The 17,936-nt window shown below is 74.2% G+C and carries 18 protein-coding genes; 13 read left to right on the forward strand and 5 right to left on the reverse strand.

Features of this window, described 5'->3' with window-relative positions; genetic code table 11:
• Positions 1 to 148 precede the first annotated feature (148 nt).
• From ACFYXS_RS13075 to ACFYXS_RS13090, 4 genes are all read left to right on the forward strand, one after another.
• Positions 149 to 766: a VanZ family protein gene (locus tag ACFYXS_RS13075; protein WP_389247132.1), complete on the forward strand. Its 618-nt coding sequence runs from the start codon at positions 149 to 151 to the stop codon at positions 764 to 766.
• Between the two features lie 109 nt (positions 767 to 875).
• Positions 876 to 1,142 (forward strand): DUF6400 family protein, encoded by a 267-nt coding sequence (locus ACFYXS_RS13080; protein WP_360909340.1) that lies wholly within the window; start codon positions 876 to 878, stop codon positions 1,140 to 1,142.
• Positions 1,129 to 1,359 carry a hypothetical protein gene (locus tag ACFYXS_RS13085; RefSeq protein ID WP_389247960.1) on the forward strand — a complete coding sequence of 77 codons (231 nt, stop codon included), beginning with the start codon at positions 1,129 to 1,131 and terminating at the stop codon, positions 1,357 to 1,359. The genes ACFYXS_RS13080 and ACFYXS_RS13085 overlap by 14 nt, the downstream gene beginning before the upstream one ends.
• A 113-nt stretch (positions 1,360 to 1,472) precedes the next feature.
• Entirely contained in the window at positions 1,473 to 2,591 is a 1,119-nt protein-coding gene (locus tag ACFYXS_RS13090; protein ID WP_389247135.1) for a chemotaxis protein, read from the forward strand.
• 84 nt (positions 2,592 to 2,675) lie between these two features.
• On the opposite strand, the gene ACFYXS_RS13095 is transcribed toward ACFYXS_RS13090, so the two are convergent.
• Complete coding sequence (locus ACFYXS_RS13095) at positions 2,676 to 3,122, reverse strand: SRPBCC family protein (protein ID WP_389247137.1); 447 nt, start codon at positions 3,120 to 3,122, stop codon at positions 2,676 to 2,678.
• A gap of 267 nt (positions 3,123 to 3,389) precedes the next feature.
• Here ACFYXS_RS13095 and ACFYXS_RS13100 point away from each other — a divergent pair, with 267 nt between their 5' ends.
• Together ACFYXS_RS13100 and ACFYXS_RS13105 are read left to right on the forward strand one after the other, a co-directional pair.
• On the forward strand, positions 3,390 to 4,913 hold the full coding sequence (locus tag ACFYXS_RS13100) for a S1 family peptidase (RefSeq protein WP_389247138.1): 1,524 nt from the start codon (positions 3,390 to 3,392) through the stop codon (positions 4,911 to 4,913).
• Between the two features lie 55 nt (positions 4,914 to 4,968).
• The gene (locus tag ACFYXS_RS13105) at positions 4,969 to 5,712 is read left to right on the forward strand and encodes a class I SAM-dependent methyltransferase (protein ID WP_389247139.1); all 744 of its coding nucleotides are present in this window, start codon (positions 4,969 to 4,971) and stop codon (positions 5,710 to 5,712) included.
• Here the strand turns inward: ACFYXS_RS13105 and ACFYXS_RS13110 are convergent.
• Positions 5,679 to 6,596: a DMT family transporter gene (locus ACFYXS_RS13110; protein WP_389247141.1), complete on the reverse strand. Its 918-nt coding sequence runs from the start codon at positions 6,594 to 6,596 to the stop codon at positions 5,679 to 5,681. The genes ACFYXS_RS13105 and ACFYXS_RS13110 overlap by 34 nt on opposite strands.
• Positions 6,597 to 6,659: 63 nt before the next feature.
• On the opposite strand from ACFYXS_RS13110, the gene ACFYXS_RS13115 reads away from it, so the two are divergent.
• Complete coding sequence (locus ACFYXS_RS13115) at positions 6,660 to 7,598, forward strand: LysR family transcriptional regulator (RefSeq protein ID WP_389247143.1); 939 nt, start codon at positions 6,660 to 6,662, stop codon at positions 7,596 to 7,598.
• A 43-nt stretch (positions 7,599 to 7,641) separates the two neighbouring features.
• Positions 7,642 to 8,157 (forward strand): DinB family protein, encoded by a 516-nt coding sequence (locus ACFYXS_RS13120; protein WP_389247145.1) that lies wholly within the window; start codon positions 7,642 to 7,644, stop codon positions 8,155 to 8,157.
• 22 nt (positions 8,158 to 8,179) lie between these two features.
• Here the strand turns inward: ACFYXS_RS13120 and ACFYXS_RS13125 are convergent, their stop codons facing one another.
• Positions 8,180 to 9,670, reverse strand: coding sequence for an MFS transporter (locus tag ACFYXS_RS13125; protein WP_389247147.1), 1,491 nt, complete (start codon positions 9,668 to 9,670; stop codon positions 8,180 to 8,182).
• A 340-nt stretch (positions 9,671 to 10,010) separates the two neighbouring features.
• Between ACFYXS_RS13125 and ACFYXS_RS13130 the strand changes: the two genes are divergently transcribed.
• The 3 genes from ACFYXS_RS13130 (at position 10,011) to ACFYXS_RS13140 (ending at position 14,102) form a co-directional block, all read left to right on the forward strand.
• Positions 10,011 to 11,012: an AbfB domain-containing protein gene (locus ACFYXS_RS13130; protein ID WP_389247149.1), complete on the forward strand. Its 1,002-nt coding sequence runs from the start codon at positions 10,011 to 10,013 to the stop codon at positions 11,010 to 11,012.
• 168 nt (positions 11,013 to 11,180) lie between these two features.
• Entirely contained in the window at positions 11,181 to 11,765 is a 585-nt protein-coding gene (locus tag ACFYXS_RS13135; RefSeq protein WP_389247151.1) for a peptidoglycan-binding protein, read from the forward strand.
• Between the two features lie 150 nt (positions 11,766 to 11,915).
• Positions 11,916 to 14,102 carry an FUSC family protein gene (locus tag ACFYXS_RS13140; protein WP_389247153.1) on the forward strand — a complete coding sequence of 729 codons (2,187 nt, stop codon included), beginning with the start codon at positions 11,916 to 11,918 and terminating at the stop codon, positions 14,100 to 14,102.
• Here ACFYXS_RS13140 and ACFYXS_RS13145 read toward each other — a convergent pair.
• Together ACFYXS_RS13145 and ACFYXS_RS13150 are read right to left on the reverse strand one after the other, a co-directional pair.
• Positions 14,065 to 14,610 (reverse strand): HD domain-containing protein, encoded by a 546-nt coding sequence (locus ACFYXS_RS13145; protein ID WP_389247155.1) that lies wholly within the window; start codon positions 14,608 to 14,610, stop codon positions 14,065 to 14,067. The genes ACFYXS_RS13140 and ACFYXS_RS13145 overlap by 38 nt on opposite strands.
• Before the next feature lie 82 nt (positions 14,611 to 14,692).
• On the reverse strand, positions 14,693 to 15,334 hold the full coding sequence (locus ACFYXS_RS13150) for a TetR/AcrR family transcriptional regulator (RefSeq protein WP_389247157.1): 642 nt from the start codon (positions 15,332 to 15,334) through the stop codon (positions 14,693 to 14,695).
• 227 nt (positions 15,335 to 15,561) lie between these two features.
• On the opposite strand from ACFYXS_RS13150, the gene ACFYXS_RS13155 reads away from it, so the two are divergent.
• The gene (locus ACFYXS_RS13155; protein WP_389247159.1) at positions 15,562 to 17,169 is read left to right on the forward strand and encodes an MDR family MFS transporter; all 1,608 of its coding nucleotides are present in this window, start codon (positions 15,562 to 15,564) and stop codon (positions 17,167 to 17,169) included.
• Positions 17,170 to 17,290: 121 nt separating this feature from the next.
• Positions 17,291 to 17,905, forward strand: a complete 615-nt coding sequence (locus tag ACFYXS_RS13160; RefSeq protein ID WP_389247161.1) for a TetR/AcrR family transcriptional regulator — start codon at positions 17,291 to 17,293, stop codon at positions 17,903 to 17,905.
• The last annotated feature ends 31 nt before the right edge of the window (positions 17,906 to 17,936 follow it).

Genomic DNA, 17,936 nt, shown 5'->3' on the forward strand with positions numbered 1-17,936 from the left:
CGCGAAGCCCGCCCCGCGGCAGGGCATCCTCCGCCGCTTCCGGGGTATCCGGTCGGAGGCGGGGGCCAGGACCGGAGGAGGGGCTTCAGTGGGTCGGTCAGTGTGGCGTCGGAGATCGCCGGAGGTAACGGAGCCGAGGCGCCGTTCGGTGCTGGCGACGGTGGGCCGGTGGGCGGCGATGGCCTTGGCGTTCGTCGCCATGGTGGCCTTCGGGGCGGTGCTCGCCCGCGCGACGCTCTCGCCCTCGTACGCCTCCGCGGGACTGGCGCACGCCAATCTCCACCCGGGGGCCTCGCTCCGCCAGTACTACGAGCGCTACACGGTGGCGGGAGCCGTCCGCCAGGTCGGCGGGAACGTGCTGCTGGGCATGCCCTTCGGCATCCTGCTGCCGGTGCTGGCGCCCAAGGCGCGCGGCGCGCTGCGGGTCGTGGTGACCACCGGGCTGGTGATGGTCCTCGTCGAGCTCGCCCAGGGCGCCGTCGTGCAGGGCCGGGCCTTCGACGTCGACGACGTGATCATGAACACCACCGGCGCCCTGCTCGGCTACCTGCTCCTCGGCCGCCGGCTCGGCCGGGTCGTGCACGCCGTGCCCAAGCCCTCCGCACCCGCACCCGCGCCCGAGGCGGCCCCGGCGACCAAGAGCACGCCGCGCAAGGCCGCTCCCGCCAAGAACGGCCGCCCCAAGGGCACACCCGGCACGAGCACCGCGCGCAAGCCCTTCCGGCCCTTGGCGAGCGTCCGCCGCGGCCTTGCGAAACGCCCCTGACCAGCATGGAGTGCGTCACATTCGGGGTTCGAACACTTCCCAGCAAGTCCGGCATTTTGATACACACGTCTGATTGACCCCCGAGTGCCGCGGGAGCGGGCGAGTGACCATGAACCACAACGATTCCCCGGACCAGCTCCACACCTTCGAGCTCGACTTCACCGAGCACGAGACGGCCCGTCGCGCCGAGGTCGTCGCCGCCCTCGGCGACGACTGGGACCCCGTCGAGGTCCTGCGCGGCGAGGACGAGGCGCACCGGCTGCTCTACTCAGGACTGGACGAGGAGCAGGAGGCGGTGCACCGCATGCTCGTCGCCGCCGGCGTCCTGCCCGCCCGTGAGGAGACCGGGAAGGACGACGGTGCTGCTTCCGATTGATCCCTCGGCGGACCCCGCCCGCCGGGCCTGGATCCCCTGCCCCCGCTGTGCGGACCACGTCGAGTGCGCCACCTGCGCCGCGGGCCGCAACTGCCCCGACCACTGGCGCTACTTGCTCTCCAACCAGGGTCCCGTGGTGCATCTGCAGTGCCCCTCCTGCACCCACATGTGGTCCTGGGACAGCGGCTTCGGCGCCCGGCACCGCACCTCCGGCTGACCCGCCCGGCGGGACCCGTTCCCCGGCAGGCGGCCCGGCGCGGGGTGTGAAACGCTCGGGAGGTGGGCTGCCCCCGTCCGCGGGGAGCAACCGTGGACCTCAGGGAGGCAACCATGGAAACCGACGCCCTCACGGCCGGAACGCTGCGGGAGCTCCGCGCGACCAGGCCGTACCCAGCGGTGTCGCTGACCATGCCTACGCACCAGCGTCCGGACAACGCCCAGGACGCGGTGCGGCTGCGCAATCTGATCGCCGAGGCCGAACGCCGGGTCGAGAACGATCCGGACGCGTCCCGCCGGGCCCGGATGAACATCAAGGGCCAGCTCCAGCGGGCCGCATCCGAGGTGGACCTGCGTCATTCCCTCGACGGGCTGGTCATGTACGCCACAGAGGAGGACCACCAGTTGTGGGTCCTGCCGCGTCCGGTGCCCGAGCGTGTGGTGATCAGCGACAGCTTCCTCACCCGGAACCTGGTCGCCGCCAAGGCCCGTGCCCGCCCGTACTGGGTGCTCGGCGTCGCCGCCGACCGCGCGACGCTGTGGAGCGGCACGGGTCAGGCGCTCCACCCCCACGAGGCCGACGGTTTCCCCGCCGAGCCGGAGCAGCTGGAGTGGGACCCCGAGCGGCTGGAGCAGATCGGCGACCACCCGAGCACCTTCAGCAACGAGGAGACCCGGCGCTTCCTGCGCTCCGTCGACTCCGCGCTCGCCGCGCTGCTGGGCACGGACGCGCGACCGCTGTACCTGGTCGGGCTCCCCGACGCCGTCGGGCTGCTCAAGGAGGTCGGCACGGCTTCCGACGCCGCCGTGGCCACCGTGCTCAAGGGCGGTCTGATCGACGCCCCCGAGACGACGCTCCTGGAGGAACTCGCTCCCGCGAAGGAGGAGTTCGCGCGCCAGGAGACCCAGCGGGTCGGCGCGCGGCTCGAGGAGGCCCGCAGCCGCCGCACCTTCGCGGCCGGACTGGACGAGGTCTGGGAGTCGGTGTGCGAGGGCCGGGCCGAACTGGTCGCGGTCGAGGAGGACTACCAGCGCATCGTCAAGGTGTCGGAAGGCCACCTGGTCCCGATCGACGGCGACGGCGAGCAGGCCGGCGGCTTCGAGGGCGGCGTGCGCGAGGACATCGTGGACGAGGTCGTGGAGACCGCGCTCGACAAGGGCGCCGAGGTCGTCTTCCTGCCCCCGGACACCCTCGCCGAGCACGAGCGCATCGCGGCGGTACTGCGCTACTGACGCACGCCCGGCCGCGCCCCCCGGATGACGCGGGGGGCGCGGCCGGAGGCATCCGCGGCGCGAGGCGGCGTCGTCCGGCGCGTGTCAGGAGGCCTCGACGGCCGCCTTGATGCGCTGCCCGAAGGCCGGGGCGTCCTTGCGGGCCGCGCTCAGGGCCAGCCCGACGAGCAGCTTGCCGACGCCGTGCCCCTCCAGCTCGTTGAAGATGCGCAGCCGCGTCACCCGCTCGCCGACCGGCTCCAGGTCATAGCCGCCCTGCGTCGCGGTGACCAGGTTCTTGGACTGCTCCGCCCAGCGGATCCGGTTGGGAGCGTCCAGCGCGGTGATCCGGAACTCGCGCCGGGTCTTCATACCGGCGTCCTTGACCACGCTGGTGAAGATCGTGCCCACAGTGGTCGGACCGGCCGGGCTCTTCCTGATCTCCTGCACCCGGGGGCTGAACTCGGGGTCGTGCGTGCCTTCGGCGAGGTAGGCGAAGACCTCGCCCACGGACCGGCCGATCTCGACCACTGCCTCGAACTGTCCGCCCATCACGGCTCCTTGACGGCTCACCGCGGCGGCACGGACGCGCCGTCGCGGTCGGCGCCCGCATGGCGCCTCTCCGTCACCATAGGTCCTCGCCCCGCCCCGGGCACCCGGGGCGCCCGGCCCCGCCCCGCCTGACCCCCACCCCAGCCGGCCCGCGCCGGCCCGGCGGACACCGGTCGCCGCGGCGGTGAGCACGCGGCGCGTACCGCACGTATGGAGGGTGGGCCCGGGTCCGCGGGTTCGCGTACGGATGCGGAAGTAGGGGTCTGGGTGAGGCGCACACGGCGTCACGTGCAGCGCGCGATACGGCTCGTGGCCGTCGCGGGAGTCGTCTGCGGCGGGGTGATGGTGTCCCAGTCCGGGGCGAACGCGTCACAGGACGGCGGCGGCCACCGGGTCCTGGACGCCCCGGCCGACGGCGCGCAGAGCGTGGGGAGCGCGGCGACCCTCGCCAGACAGCTGGAGAGCCGGCTCGGCGACTCCCGTACCGCCGGCAGCTGGGTGGACGCCCAGGGCCGCCCGGTGGTCGCCGTCACCGATGACGCGTCCGCGGCCGAGGTGACCCGGGCGGGCGCGCGGGCGAAGGTCGTGCGCTACAGCATGCGCGAGCTGAGCTCGGCCGGTGACACACTCCGCGAGGCACCGCGGGTGGCGGGCACGGCGTGGTCGGTCGATCCGAGGACGAACACCGTGGTGGTCCTCGCGGACCCCACCGTCTCGGCCGAGGACTGGGCCCGGTTGAAGGACGTCGCCGACGGCATCGGCGACGCGGTCCGCATGGAGCGGACCACGGACACGTTCACCACCCGTACCGCGGGCGCCGCGCCCATCTTCACCCGGGGCAGCCGCTGTTCGGCCGGCTTCAACGTCACCGACGGCCAGGAGACCTTTCTGCTGACCGCGGGTCACTGCGGCCCGGTCGGCACCACCTGGTTCGGTGACAACCGGGGTGCCACCGGCGTCGGCACGACGGTCGCGAGCTCCTTTCCGGGCGCGGACTTCTCCCTGATCCGCTACGGCGACCCCGGCGGCACCGACAACGACCGCGCGAGCGTGGTGAACCTCGGCGACGGCCGGGCGGTACGGATCAACGGGGCGGCCGAGGCGCTGGTGGGACAGCAGGTCTTCCGCAGCGGCAGCACCTCGGGCCTGCACTCGGGCCAGGTCACCGGTCTGAACGCGACGGTCAACTACCCAGAGGGCCAGGTCGGCGGTCTGATCCAGACCACGGTGTGCGCCGAGCCCGGCGACAGCGGCGGCCCGCTGTTCGCCCAGAGCCTCGCTCTCGGCGTCACCTCGGGCGGCAGCGGTGACTGCACCTCCGGTGGCATCACCTTCTTCCAGCCGGTGACGACCGCGCTGGCCGCGCTGGGTGTCGGCATCCCCCGTGCCACGGACAGCGACGGCGCGACGCCGGGCGACCAGGACGCCGGCGCGGCCCCTGCCTCCTCGGCGCCCGCCGGTGCCCCCGGCACCGGCACGGGCACCGGCGGCGCCACTCCGGGCGGCGGGAACGCGCAGGGCGGCTCCAGCGGTCGGACGGCGCCCGCGGCCCCGGCCGCGCCGGCCGCTCCCGGGGCGCAGGGCGGGCAGAACGCCCCGGCGGCCCCCGGCGGCGTCGGCTACCCCGGCACCGCGGCCGACACCTCGGCCTTCGCGGCCATCAGCAGCGGCCGCGGCATCGGCCCGGGTGTGCTCGTCATCGCCATCAGTTTCCTGGGGCTGCTGGCCACGCTGTGGATCAGGCCCGCGGGCGGCGGAGGGGGGCACGCCCACCGCCGCCAGTGGAATTGACCACGGAAGGGCAAAGCTTTCGCCCGGCCGGCGCGCGGCGACGCAGGATGGAGGCATGACGATCATTTCCCGTGCCCGTTCGTTCGACAAGGCGGCCGCCGAGTACGCGGCGAACCGCCCCTCCTACCCGGTGGCGTTGCTGGACGCCCTGGAGGAGGTCGCGGACCGGTCGCTGACCGGCGCGCGTGTGGCGGACGTCGGGGCGGGGACCGGTATCGCGACGGCGCTGCTGCACGCCCGCGGCGCCCGCGTGGTGGCCGTCGAGCCGGGGGACGGCATGTCCGCCCAGTTCCGCCGCTCGCTGCCGGACGTGCCCGTCGTGCGCGGTGAGGGCGACCGGCTGCCGCTGGCGACCGGCGTCATGGACTTCGTGACGTACGCGCAGGCCTGGCACTGGACGGACCCCGCGGCGTCGGTGCCGGAGGCGCTGCGGGTGCTGCGCCCCGGTGGCGCCTTCGCGGTGTGGCGCAACGACTTCGACCGCTCGGCGCCGTGGCTGGCGGACCAGGAGGCCCGGCTGCGGGCGTACTTCGGGCACGGCGGCGGGGCCCTGGGCGGCGGGGCCCGGGACCGCGTGCCGGAGGGGCCGGGGTTCACGGTGCGCCGGGTGGCCTGGACGCGCCGGGTGCCGCTGGACGTCCACCTGGGGAGCCTCGGCAGCCACTCCGCGTTCCTCGTGCTCGGCGAGGAGCGGGCCCAGGACTTCCTCGCGGCGGAACGGGAGCGGCTGACCGCGCTCTTCCCCGACGGCACGGTCGAGGAGCCCTACGTCGTCACCTTGGTGGTCGCGCTCCGCTGAGCCCGCGTCCCCGGGGCGGCCCGGGCCGGGGACCGCCGCCGGTTGATGAGCACCACCCCGGCGATACCGAGTGCCCCACCGGCCAGTTCGACCCAGTGCGGGGTCTCACCGAGCCAGACGAAGGCCACGGCGATGGCGACCGGCGGGACGAGGTAGAGCGCCGCGGTGGAGACGGCCAGCGTCGTACGGGCGACCGCGTAACCCCAGATCACGAAGCCCAGCGCGGAGGGCAGCAGGCCGAGGTAGACGGCGGACCCGATGGCGGCGGCGGGCGCGTGGGCCAGCGCCGCCACCGTCCCCGGCGCGAGCGGCAGCAGCAGCGCCGTCCCGGCCCACATGGCGTAGCAGGCGACCTCCAGGCCCGTGTAGCGGCCCAGCAGCGGCTTCGTGGACGCGTGGTAGGTCCCCTGGACGACGGCCGCGGCGAGGACGACCAGAGCCCCCGCGGAGACCTGCGCGCCGCCGTGGGCGAAGGCGATGACCGCGGCGCCCGCGAGGGCCACGAGGCTGCCGAGGACGATGCGCACCGTCAGCGCCTCGCCGAGGAAGGCGGTGGCCAGCAGCACGCTGAACACCGGCGCGAGCGCGACGAGCAGACTCGCGGTCCCGGCGGGGACGTGCACCTCGCCCCAGTTCAGCAGCACCTGGTAGGCGCTCATCCCGGTCAGCCCGCACAGCAGGATCAGCGGCAGGTCACGCCCCCGCGGCCGGCGCACCCCCATCAGCGGCGCCACGACCGCCAGCGCCACCGAGGCCACGGCCAGGCGCAGGAACGACAGGCCCGCGACGCCGAGACCGTCGAGCCCGACGCGGATCGCGGGGAAGGCGGACGCCCACAGCACCACGGTGCCGGCGAGGGCCAGGAAGCGGGGGGAGCTCTTCACGCCCTCCACTGTCCCCGCTAGGATTCAGAAGATCCAGTTACTCTTTCTATGCGGAACAAGAAGGTGAGCTTCTTGTTGGACGTCCGCCGGCTGACCCTGCTGCGCGAGTTCTCCGTGCACCGCACCATCGCCGCCACCGCCGAGGCCCTGCACCTGACCGGCCCCGCCGTCTCGCAGCAACTGGCCGCACTGGAGCGCGAGGCGGGCGTCGCCGTCCTGGAGAAGCACGGGCGCACGCTGCGGCTGACCGCCGCGGGCCGGCTGCTGGTGGAGCACGCCGAGGTCATCCTCGGCGACCTGGCGTCCGCCGAGGCCGCCCTGGAAGGTCTGCGCGGCGGGGGCCGGGCACCGGTGCGTGTCGCCGCGTTCCCCTCCGCCGCCCGCGTCCTGCTGCCCGCTGCCTGGGCGCGGCTCGCCGCCGGGGCCGCCGCGGACGGCACAGGACCGGCGGAACTGCGCATCGCCGAGCACGAGCCGGACGCCGCCGTCCGCGCGCTGCGCCGCCGCGAGACGGACCTCGCGGTGGTCCACGCGTACAGCCTGCTGCCCCGCGACGTCCCCGCGGGGTGCGAGCAGCACCATCTGCTCGACGAGCCCGTGCTGCTGGCCCTCCCCACGGGCCTCGCGGACCGGTTGCGGCTCACCGCCGGGGAGCCTGCCGACCTCACGGGCCTCGCCGGGGAGAACTGGCTGATGCCCGGGCCCGAGACCTCCTGCCACGAGCTGACCCGGCGGGCCTGCGGGGCCGCCGGCTTCGTCCCCCAGCCGGTGGCGCTGGCCTCCGACTTCGCCGTGCTCACGGCCCTCGTCGGGGCCGGGGCGGGCGTCGCCCTCGTGCCGCGCATGGCCCTCCCCGCCGCCCTGGACGGCGTCAGCCTGCACCCGCCGGCCCGCCCGGTGACCCGCACCGTCTCCGCCCTGCTCGCCGCCGGCACCGCGGAGCAGCCGGCGCTGCGCCGGGTCCTGGAGTGTCTCGTGGCCGCCGCGGGAGAGGCCGCTTAGCGTGGAGCGCAGCCCCGGCCCCCACCGATCGCAGGGAGTACCCGTGAAGAGCGCCCAACTGCTGGTAGACGCCTTCGGCCGGATCCAGGAGGTCGTCCACGAGGCCGTCGACGGCCTCTCCCCTGACGAGCTGCACGCCCGCCTGGAGGACCGCTCCAACTCCATCGCCTGGCTGGTCTGGCACCTCACCCGGATCCAGGACGACCACGTGGCCGACGCCGCCGGCACCGAGCAGTTGTGGACCGCCGACGGCTGGGCCGGCCGCTTCGACCTGGCCCTGCCCGCGTACGACACCGGGTACGGGCACGTCCGCAAGGAGGTCGACGCGGTGCGGGTGCCCTCGGGCGAGCTGCTGACCGGCTACCACGACGCCGTCCACGACCACACCGTGGGCTATCTCCGCACGCTGCACGAGGCCGACTTCGAACGTGTCGTCGACGAGAGCTGGGACCCACCGGTGACCCTCGCCGTCCGGCTGGTCAGCGTCGTCTCCGACGACCTCCAGCACGCCGGCCAGGCCGCCTTCCTGCGCGGCCTGGTCGCCCGTCGCCCGCACTGAACCGCATGACCGCGGGGGTCTCTCACCCCTTCGCGGCGGCGGTCCGCCCGGACTCGTCCACGGCGCTGAGCGGCGAGGCCAGCGACTCCAGGCTGCGGCGCTCCGCGCGCACCCCGATGGCCGCCTCCACGCACCCGGCGAGGATCATCAGCACGGCCCCGATGCAGAAGGCGAGCGTGGTGTCGGACGGCTTGCCGCTGCTGACCAGGCCGTTGAAGAGCAGTGGGCCGGTGATGCCGCCGAGCGCCGTACCGACCGCGTAGAAGAACGCGATGCACAGCGCCCGGGTCTCCAGCGGGAAGATCTCGCTGACCGTGAGGTACGCGGCACTGGCACCCGCCGAGGCCAGGAAGAGCACCGCGGTCCAGCAGGCGGTCATCGTGAACGCGCTGAGGCTGCCCTGCTGGAACAGCCAGGCGGTGCCCAGCAGCAGTACGCCGGAGCCGATGTAGGTGCCGGAGATCATCGGTTTGCGGCCCACCGAGTCGAAGAGGTGGCCGAGCAGCAGAGGCCCCATGAAGTTGCCGACCGCGATCACGGCGAAGTAGTAGCCGGTGTCGCCGTTGGGGATGTCGAAGAACGTGGTCAGGATGACGGCGTAGCCGAAGGTGACGGAGTTGTAGAGGAAGGCCTGACCCGCGAAGAGCGCGAGGCCGAGGATCGTACGCCGCGGGTAGGTGCGGGTCACCGTGCGGGCGATGGTGAGGAAGCCGATGTCGCCGCGCGGGGTGATGAGGATGCTGCCCTCGGGCTCCGGAAGGCGTTGCCCGGTCTGCTCGTGGACCTCGCGCTCGACGTCCGCGACGATGCGTTCGGCCTCCTCGGCCCTGCCGTGGACGAACAGCCAGCGCGGGCTCTCCGGCACATGGCGGCGGACGAGGAGGATCACCAGGCCCAGGACGACACCGATGGCGAAGGCGAGCCGCCAGCCGACGTCGGTGGCGAACAGGGCGGTGTTCAGCAGGGCGATGGAGGCGAAGGCGCCCACCGCCGCGCCGACCCAGAAGCTGCCGTTGATGATGAGGTCCACCCGGCCGCGGACCCGGGCCGGGATCAGCTCGTCGATCGCGGAGTTGATGGCCGCGTACTCGCCGCCGATGCCGAAGCCCGTGAAGAAGCGGCACAGGATGAAGAACCAGGCGGTCCACGAGAACGCCGTGACCGCGGTCGCCACGAGGTAGACGGCCAGGGTGACCATGAACAGCTTCTTGCGGCCGAGCCGGTCGGTCAGCCGGCCGAAGTACAGCGCTCCCAGGCACGCGCCCGCCACGTACACCGCCGCGGCGAGGGTGGTGACCTGGGCGGTGCTGATGTCGATCCCGCTGCCGGACTCCGCGAGGCGGCCGGCGATGTTGCCGACGATCGTCACCTCGAGGCCGTCGAGGATCCAGACCGTGCCGAGCCCGATCACGATGCGCCAGTGCCAGCGGGTCCAGGGCAGCCGGTCCAGCCGTGCGGGCACGTCCGTGCGGATCGATCCCGGTGGATCGGCGTGCGCGGTCGACCCTGCCATGGGGCCACCTCCTGGCGTTCTGCGTACAGGGCGGGTTCCGCAGGCGCGCCTTCCCGCCGGCGGGTCCGTTCATGCCGGGGGACGGGCTGGTCGGGGCGGGTGGCGGCGCGGTCGCGGCGGCCGGATCCGGCCGGGTTCGAACGTCAACCCGCCAGGAGAGCAGGGAAGTTGGATCCTTTAGCAACAGGGGCATCAGTGGATAACAGTTTTCACCGAAGCCCCGCAGAAACCACCCGGTCTCGCTAATCTCGCCGCTCACGGAAGGCCGCGGACCAGCCGAGCTGCCGGGCAGCCGGATCCCGCCGTCCGCCCCCCGGCCCGACAGCGACGGAGCACCCACGTGACAGCCCCAGAGCCCGACGGCCCCGACGGCCCCGACGGCCCCGACGACGAGGAACTGGACGTCTTCCAGCCGCGACGCGCCGCCCCCGCTGCGCACCGCCCGTTCCCGGGCTTCGACGAGGACGCGTGGACCCGGTCGGCGTCACGCGCCCCGTTACGCGTCGCCCTCACCGCACCGGGCCGGGCGGATCCGGCCCCCCGGCGCCAGACGCGGGCGCTGCGCCTGGTCGTGGGCACCGCGGTGGTGGCGGTGTGCGCCCTGCTCGCGCCGGTCGTCTTCCACGACGCGGCACCGCCGCCCGGCGAGGCCACCGCCGAGCAGGCCGCCCTCGCCCAGCTGCCGGACGGCCCGGCGGCCGCCTCCCGGACGCCCACGACGGGCGCGGAGAAGGCGACGTCCTCGCCCCCTCCCTCCGCCCCGCGCATCCAGCCGGCCACCACCCGGATCCCGGCGGTGACCACGGCCCCCGCGAACGGCGCCTCCGGGTCGTCCCGCAGCGCTCCCGGCACGCCCCGACCCACCGCCACCCACCACCGGCCGGGCGCCGACGACCCGGGCGCTCCCCGGGGACACCGCCTGTCGCTCCAGTCCGTGAACTTCCCCGACCGTTTCTGGAGCGCCGCCGAGGACACCGGCCGCCTCGAACCCGTCGCCGCGTCCTCCACCCGTGCGGCACGCAGGGCCGCCACCTTCGTCCTCGTCACCGGACTGGCCGACGCGCGCTGCGTCTCCTTCGCCACGCCTGACGGCCGCTACCTGCGGCACCAGGACTTCCGCATCCGCCTCGACCGGCCGGACGGCTCCGCGCTCTTCCGCGAGGACGCGACCTTCTGCGCCCGGCCCGGTGCCTGGCGGGGCACGGTCTCCTTCGCGTCGTACAACCACCCGGAGCGCCTGCTGCGGCACCGCGACTTCCGGCTGCGCCTCGATCCGTACCGGCACGGCTCCGCGTACCGCGCGGACAGTTCGTTCCGGATCGCCGCGCCCTGGGCGGGCTGAGGGCCCGGTCGACATAGCGCAGTGCGGCACCGGGCGGGGCGGGTTCGCCGATTCCCGTCGGGGGTACGGCAGTTCGGTCCTAACGTGGGCGAACCAGCAGGGCCGAGGGGGGAGACAAGGGGTACCGCAGTGCCGAACCCGTCCGCCGGAGGGCCGTCACGGCGCCGCATGATCGAGCCGACCCGGGTCATCCCCGCACGCGAGTCCGCCGCCGCGGGCAGTTCCTGGGAGGAGTCCCTCGACCTCTTCCGCCCCGCCGACGGCGCCGCCCCTCCCCCGCGCGCGGGCGGCCCCGGCCCCGACACCCAGCCCCTGCCGCCCCCCGTCCGGCGCCCCGCCCCGGCCCCGCCCCCGACTCCTCCCGCCCCACGGCACCGCGCGTCCCGCGCCGCCCGCCTGACCGGCCTCGGCGCCCTCGTCGCGGGCGCCGGCGCGGCCGGCTTCGGCCTCGCCTTCGCGCTGTTCTCCCCCGCCGCCACCCCCGCCGCGCCGGTCACCTCGGCGCCGCCCGCCGCGCGAACCGCCTCCGGCGTGCTCCGGGAAGGCGACAGCGGCCCCGCCGTCAGCGACCTCCAGGCCCGCCTGCTGCGCATCCCCGACGTCTACACCGGCGGCGCGGTCGACGGCCGCTTCGACCGCCGCCTCACGGCAGCCGTCGCCCGCTTCCAGGTCTGGTACGGCATCCGCGGCGACGAGAGCGGCCAATACGGCGACGCCACCCGCCACGACCTCGAATCCCGCACGCGCGGCTGACGGCCCGGCACCCCTGATCGTGCAGCGCCGGGCCGTCCGGCGCCCCCCGACGCGGCCGGAATCGGTTCCGCGGCAACGGACCCTGCCTGCCCTGCGCGCGGCATGCGCGTCGCGGTGGCCCGGTGTGATCGGGCGGCCTACCGTTTGACGATGGGACGGGCGCGTCGGAGCGGACTGGAGTGGCTGCGGGCCCGCGATCCGGGGCTGGCGGCGGTGCGGCGTTCGGCGCGGGTGACCGTGGTGGCCTGCACGGGCTTCTATGCGGCGCGGTACGGGCTGGGCGACCGGACGGTGGCCATCTACGCCCTGTTCGCCGGCGTCGCGGCGGGCGGGCTGTCCTCGGTTCCCGGCACGCCGCGCGAGCGGGCGCGCACCCTGCTGGCGGCGCTGCCGGTCGGCATGGCCCTGGTGACCCTGGGCACGGTGCTGGCGGCGCACGCCTGGACCGCGGCCCTGGGGATGCTGGCGGTGGGCTTCCTCGTCTCGTTCAGCGGGGTCGGCGGCCCGAAGCTGGTGGGTCTCGCCAACGGGCTGCAGTTGTTCTACATCCTTCCGTGCTTCCCGCCGTACGCGCCGTCGACGCTCGGGCACCGGCTGGCCGGCCTGGTGGCCGGGATCCTGCTGACCTGCGTCGCGGAGATCTTCCTGTGGCCGGCCCCGTGCCCGGGCCGGTACGAGCACCGGCTCGCGCGGGCGGCGCGGACGGCGGCCGACGCGCTGTACGGGCTGGCGGCGGACCCGCCCCGCCGGCGGGACCCGGACACGCTGCTGAAGGCCTCGCAGCAACTGCGGATGAGCCACGTGCCGACGGACGAGCGCCCCGCGTCGGCGTCCGCACGGGACCGGGCGCTGTCCGAGGCCGCCTCGCAGATGCGCCATCTGCTCGCGCAGACACGGCGGCTGACGGAGTCGGCCGACGAGGGGGCGCCGCCGCCCGAACCGGCCGCCATGGGGCTGCTGCTGACCTCGGCGGCGGCCTGCGAGGACGTGGACCGGGCGCTGACCGGCCGGGCCCCGCCGCCCATGCAGGCCGTCTGCGGTGCCGCCGCGAGCGCCTTCGAGTCGCACCGCGTGGGGCCGCGCGGGACCGGCACGGACTCCGCCACGATGGTGCGCAACGGCGCGCTCGCCCTGGACATCACGCACACGGCGGACTTCGTCGTCACGGCCGTGCGGATCGTGCTCGGCGCCCGCATCCCGGCGGACAGCACACCGCCGGGGGCCCGGCCCGGGGCCTTCTGGTACGCCGGGCGCCCCACGGCGGAGCTGTACTACCACCGGCTGCGTGCCCATCTCACGCCGCGCTCGGTGTACTTCCAGAACGCGGTGCGTATCGCCCTGGCCCTCGCGGCGGTCCGGCTGGTCGTCGGCGCGCTCGGCCTGGAGCACGGCTTCTGGGCGCTGCTGACCACGCTCACCGTGATGCGCACCAGCGCCGTCGACACCCGTACCGCGCTGTGGCCCGCGCTGCGCGGAACGCTCGCCGGGGCCGTGGTCGCCGCGCTGATCCTGTACGCCGCGGCCGGGACGCCGCTGGTATACGCCGCGCTGCTGCCGCCGTGCATGCTGCTGGCCTTCGCGGCGGGCCCGGTGCTCGGGCCCGGCTGGGGCCAGGCGTTCTTCACCCTGACCGTGGCCGCCGCGTTCACCCAGATCGCCCGCAGCGGGCCCGAACTGGCCGCCGCCCGCGTGCTGGACGTGCTCACCGGGGCCGTCACGGGCGCCGTCGTCGGCCTGCTCGCCTGGCCGCACGGCGGAACCGGCGAACTGCGGCGCGCCTGTGCCCGCGTCCTCGATCAGGGCTCCCGCGCGGTCGCCGACATCACCGAGACCATCACCGAGGGGGCGCGGGCCACCGACGCCCTGCCGCGGGCCCGGCTCGCCCAGCTGATCGCCGAGGCGACCTACGCCCAGTACGCCACCGAACGGCACGACCCCCGGCAGGCGGCGTCAGGGGACACCGACTTCCAGGTGATCATGCTGGCCGGGAACCGCGTCATCACGATGGGGCAGATCCTGCTGGACAACTGCCCACCGGGCGCGCTGTCCGCCTGGCCGCTGAGCGCCGCGCACCTGCGCGACGCCGCCCACCACCTGCGGGGTATGGCACTGCCGTTCAGCTACGACCTGCGCCTGGGCCGCGAGCGTCCCTTGCGCGCGTACCCGCACCCCGCCGACGCGCCGACGGACCGCACGGTCATCCACGACGTCTGCACGGCCTCGGCGGGCCGGGCCCCCGACCCGCTGCTCTACTACGCCGTCGACGCCGCGATCTGGCTGGCCAGTCTCCAGGCCGCGATCACCGCGTCCCGTCCGCCGCCGGCCGCTCCCGACTGAGCGCGGCCGGCAGTTCGGCGAGCAGGTCCGGGTTGACGACGGCGAGGATCGCCGCGACGTCCTCGCGGGGGGCGGCCGGCCACAGCACCGCGCGGGCGGCCCGGTACTTGGCGGCGAGGCGTTCGCGCGCGGCGGGATCAAGGCGGGCGGCGCGGTCGGCCCGGCTGTTGTGGGCGTTGTCGGCGATCTTGACCAGGGTCGCGTCCCGGCTGCGCGTGATCGTGCGCAGCTTGTCCTCGTAGGCGACACCCGGCTGGTTGGTGACCTGCTCGACGACGGCGACGACGCGGTCGGGAACGCCCGCGGCGCGCAGCCGCTCCGCGGTCCACGGCGTGTCCTCGATGACGTCGTGCAGCAGACCGGCCATCCGCAGCTCGGGGCCGAAGGGTGCGAGCCCCGCGGCGACGGCACGGACGTGCTCGACGTACGCCACGCCGATGCGGTCGGTCTGGCCCTCGTGCGCGCCGCTCGCCAGCGCGTCGGCGTCCTCGACGCTGTTCACCTTCACGGCACCCCATCCTCCGGGGCCCCGCCCGGCCCGTCCAGGGCCTGCCGCGAACGGCCGTCCCGCGCGGGTTCGCGGCAGGCGCTCAGGCCTCGGGGTCCCGGTCGGCCGGCGCCCCGGTGCCGAGCGTGCCTGGTGTGCCTGCTGTGCCGGACGTGCCGAAGGGCGGGACGAGTTGGTGCGCGATGTCGCGGGCGACGCCGGCGATCCGCTCGTCGGAGGCCTCCAGGCCCTGTGCGGCCAGCAGCACGATGTTGACGCTGAGCAGCGCGGCCCGCAGCCGCAGCTGCTCCTCCACCGAGGCCTCGGGCCCGGCGACGATCTCGAAGAGTTCCGTGAGCCGCTCGAAGGCGTTCTCCCGCCCGGGGTGGAGGTCGCGCACGACACGCTGGTTGGCGAGTGCGAAGCGCATGGCCGACATGCCGTTCCCGGTGACCAGGTCGACCATGCGGTCCACGGCGCGGGTGCGCAGGTCCGGGCCCGGGGGCTGTTCGCGTGCCCAGGCGACCAGGGAGTCCAGGGCGTCCAGGTGGTCGGTGAAGAGCGACCGGACGATGTCCTCCTTGCTCGTGAAGTGGTAGTAGAGGGCGGCCTTGGTGATGCCGAGGCGTTCGGCGATCTCCCGCATGGAGGTCGCCTCGTAGCCCTGTTCCGTGAACAGTTCGATGGCCACCTGGCGGATCTCGGCTTTCGTGTCGCTGCCCCGCCGCTGCCCTGCCGCTGCCATCGCCATCTGCTTCCTTCGCACGGAGCGCCTTCGCAGTCGAGCGCCTGGGTCGATCGTGACCGAGCGGTCCCGCCTTGCCAACTTACCGGACGGCAAGTAATCTACTAACCGGCCGGTAAGCAGCGACTCGTCCTCCGTGCCCAGCGCGACGCCGGCGCCGTACCGGCGCCCCCTCCCGGTCACTCGCGCACCTGAACACCCCGATACTCCGCTGAAAGGCATGTGCCGTGACGCAGACAGCACCGGTTTCGGTCGACACCGCAAAGGCCCCTCCGGGACGCTTCACCCACCGCGAGATCATGGTGACGATGAGCGGCCTGGTCATCGCCATGCTGCTGGCCATGCTGGACAACATGATCGTGGCGCCCGCGCTGCCCACGATCGTGGGCGACCTCGGCGGCCTGAACCACCTCGCCTGGGTGACCACCGGGTACATCCTCGCCTCCACCGCCGCCACCCCGATCTGGGGGAAGCTCGGCGACCTCATCGGCCGCCGGATCACCTTCCTCTCCTCCATCGCGATCTTCCTGATCGGCTCCGCGCTCTGCGGCATGTCGCAGAACATGGCCGAGCTGATCGGCTTTCGCGCGCTGCAGGGCCTGGGCGCGGGCGGACTGATGGTCGGCGTCATGGCGGTGCTGGCCGACATCGTGCCGCCCCGGGACCGCAGCAAGTACCAGGGCGTGATGATGGCGGTCATGCCGGTCGCGATGATCGGCGGCCCGCTGGCCGGCGGCTTCATCACCGACAACCTCTCCTGGCGCTGGGCCTTCTACGTCAACCTGCCGCTCGGCGTCGTCGCCCTGGCGGTCTGCTGGTTCGTGCTCGCCAAGCTGCCGACGCGCGGCGCGGGCCAGGTGCGCATCGACTGGACCGGTGCGGCGCTGCTGACCGTCTGGATCACCACCCTGGTCCTGATCACCAGTTGGGGCGGCACCGAGTACGACTGGGGCTCGGCCATGATCATCACTCTTGCCGTGGTCACCGTCGTGGCCTTCGCCGCATTCGTCATGGTCGAACGCCGCGCCGCCGAGCCGATCATGCCGCTGTCCGTCTTCACCAACCGCAACTTCACCCTGGCCGGCGCCCTCAGCCTCGTCGTCGGCTTCGCCATGTTCGGCGGGGTGACGCTGCTTCCGCAGTTCCAGCAGTACGTCCAGGGCTCCTCCGCCACCAACAGCGGCCTGCTGCTGATGCCCATGATGATCGCCGCGATGGCGCTCTCCCTCGCCGGCGGCGCCGTGATCAGCCGTACGGGCCGCTACCGCGCACTGCCGCTCGCCGGCAGCGTGCTGATGACGGGAGGGCTCGCGCTCTTCGCCACCATGGGCCCCGACACCTCGCGCGTCCTCACCTCGCTCTACATGGTGGTGCTCGGCGCCGGCATGGGCTGCCTGATGCAGACCACCATGCTCATCGCCCAGAACAGCGCGCCCCTGCGCGACATGGGCGCCGCGACCGGGGCCGCCACCTTCCTGCGGAACATGGGCGGCTCCCTCGGTGTGTCCGTGCTCGGCGCGCTCTACACCCATACCCTCAGCGATTCCTTCGCCTCTGCCGCGGGTGCCTCCGCCGACGCGGGGAAGACCGGCGGAGCGGTGGCGCAGATGACGCCCGAGGTCCTGCGCGGACTGCCCGAGGCCGTCCGGCACGCCTTCGCCCGGGCGGTCAGCGACGGCGTCGACACCGCGTTCACCTGGGGCGCGAGCGCGGCCGTCCTCGGCATCGTGATCGCCCTGTTCATCCGTCACGTGCCGCTGCGCGGCTTCACCGGCGGACCGGGCGCGGACACCGCCCCGGCGCCCGCGCCGGCCGCCGACCCCGTGAGCGGCTGACCGGTCCACGCCCCGGCCCCGCACGGCACCGCCGTGCGGGGCCCTCGTACACCGCCCCGCAGAGCCGGCCCGCGACGCCCGGGGCCGGGTGCGTACCCGCTTCACAGATCGGCGGCCCACGATGACCAGAGGCGCCACCCGCGAGCGCATCGAACAGACCGCTCTCGAACTCTTCTCGGCACGGGGATACGACAGGACCTCCCTCCGGGAGATCGCCGAGCAGCTCGGCGTCACGAAAGCGGCGGTGTACTACCACTTCAGGTCGAAGGAGGACATCGTCGCGGCCCTCTTCGAGGAGCGGCTCCGTGCGGTCGAGGACGTCATCGCGTGGGCGCAGGCCCAACCCCCCGATCTGCGCTCCCGGCGCGAGGCGCTTCTCCGGTACGAGGCCGTGCTCACGCGAACGGCACCGCTTTCAGGGCTCTTCCAGGAGAACCGGGCCGCACTGCGCGACCTCGCGGTGGGAGCGGCGTACCACGACATGATGATGCGTGCGCTGGAACTCCTCCGGATCCCGGGAGCCGGGCTCGCCTGCCAACTGCGCACCATCACCGCCCTGCTCGTGGTGCACGGAGCCCCCAAAGCACTGGAGTCCGTCGCGGGGGGCACGGAGGAGAAACGAGCCGCCGCTCTGACCGTGGCGCTGGAACTGCTCGCTTCCGCCCACGCGGACGGGGACCGGCCGTGCGAGGCGCGCCACGACACCGGCTCCCCGGACCGGTCACACGCGTCCTGACGGGCCTGCGGTCAGGGCGAAGCCGGGCGGG

Origin of the sequence: Streptomyces sp. NPDC002574, from assembly GCF_042889545.1 — a bacterium.
Classification (GTDB): Bacteria; Actinomycetota; Actinomycetes; order Streptomycetales; family Streptomycetaceae; genus Actinacidiphila.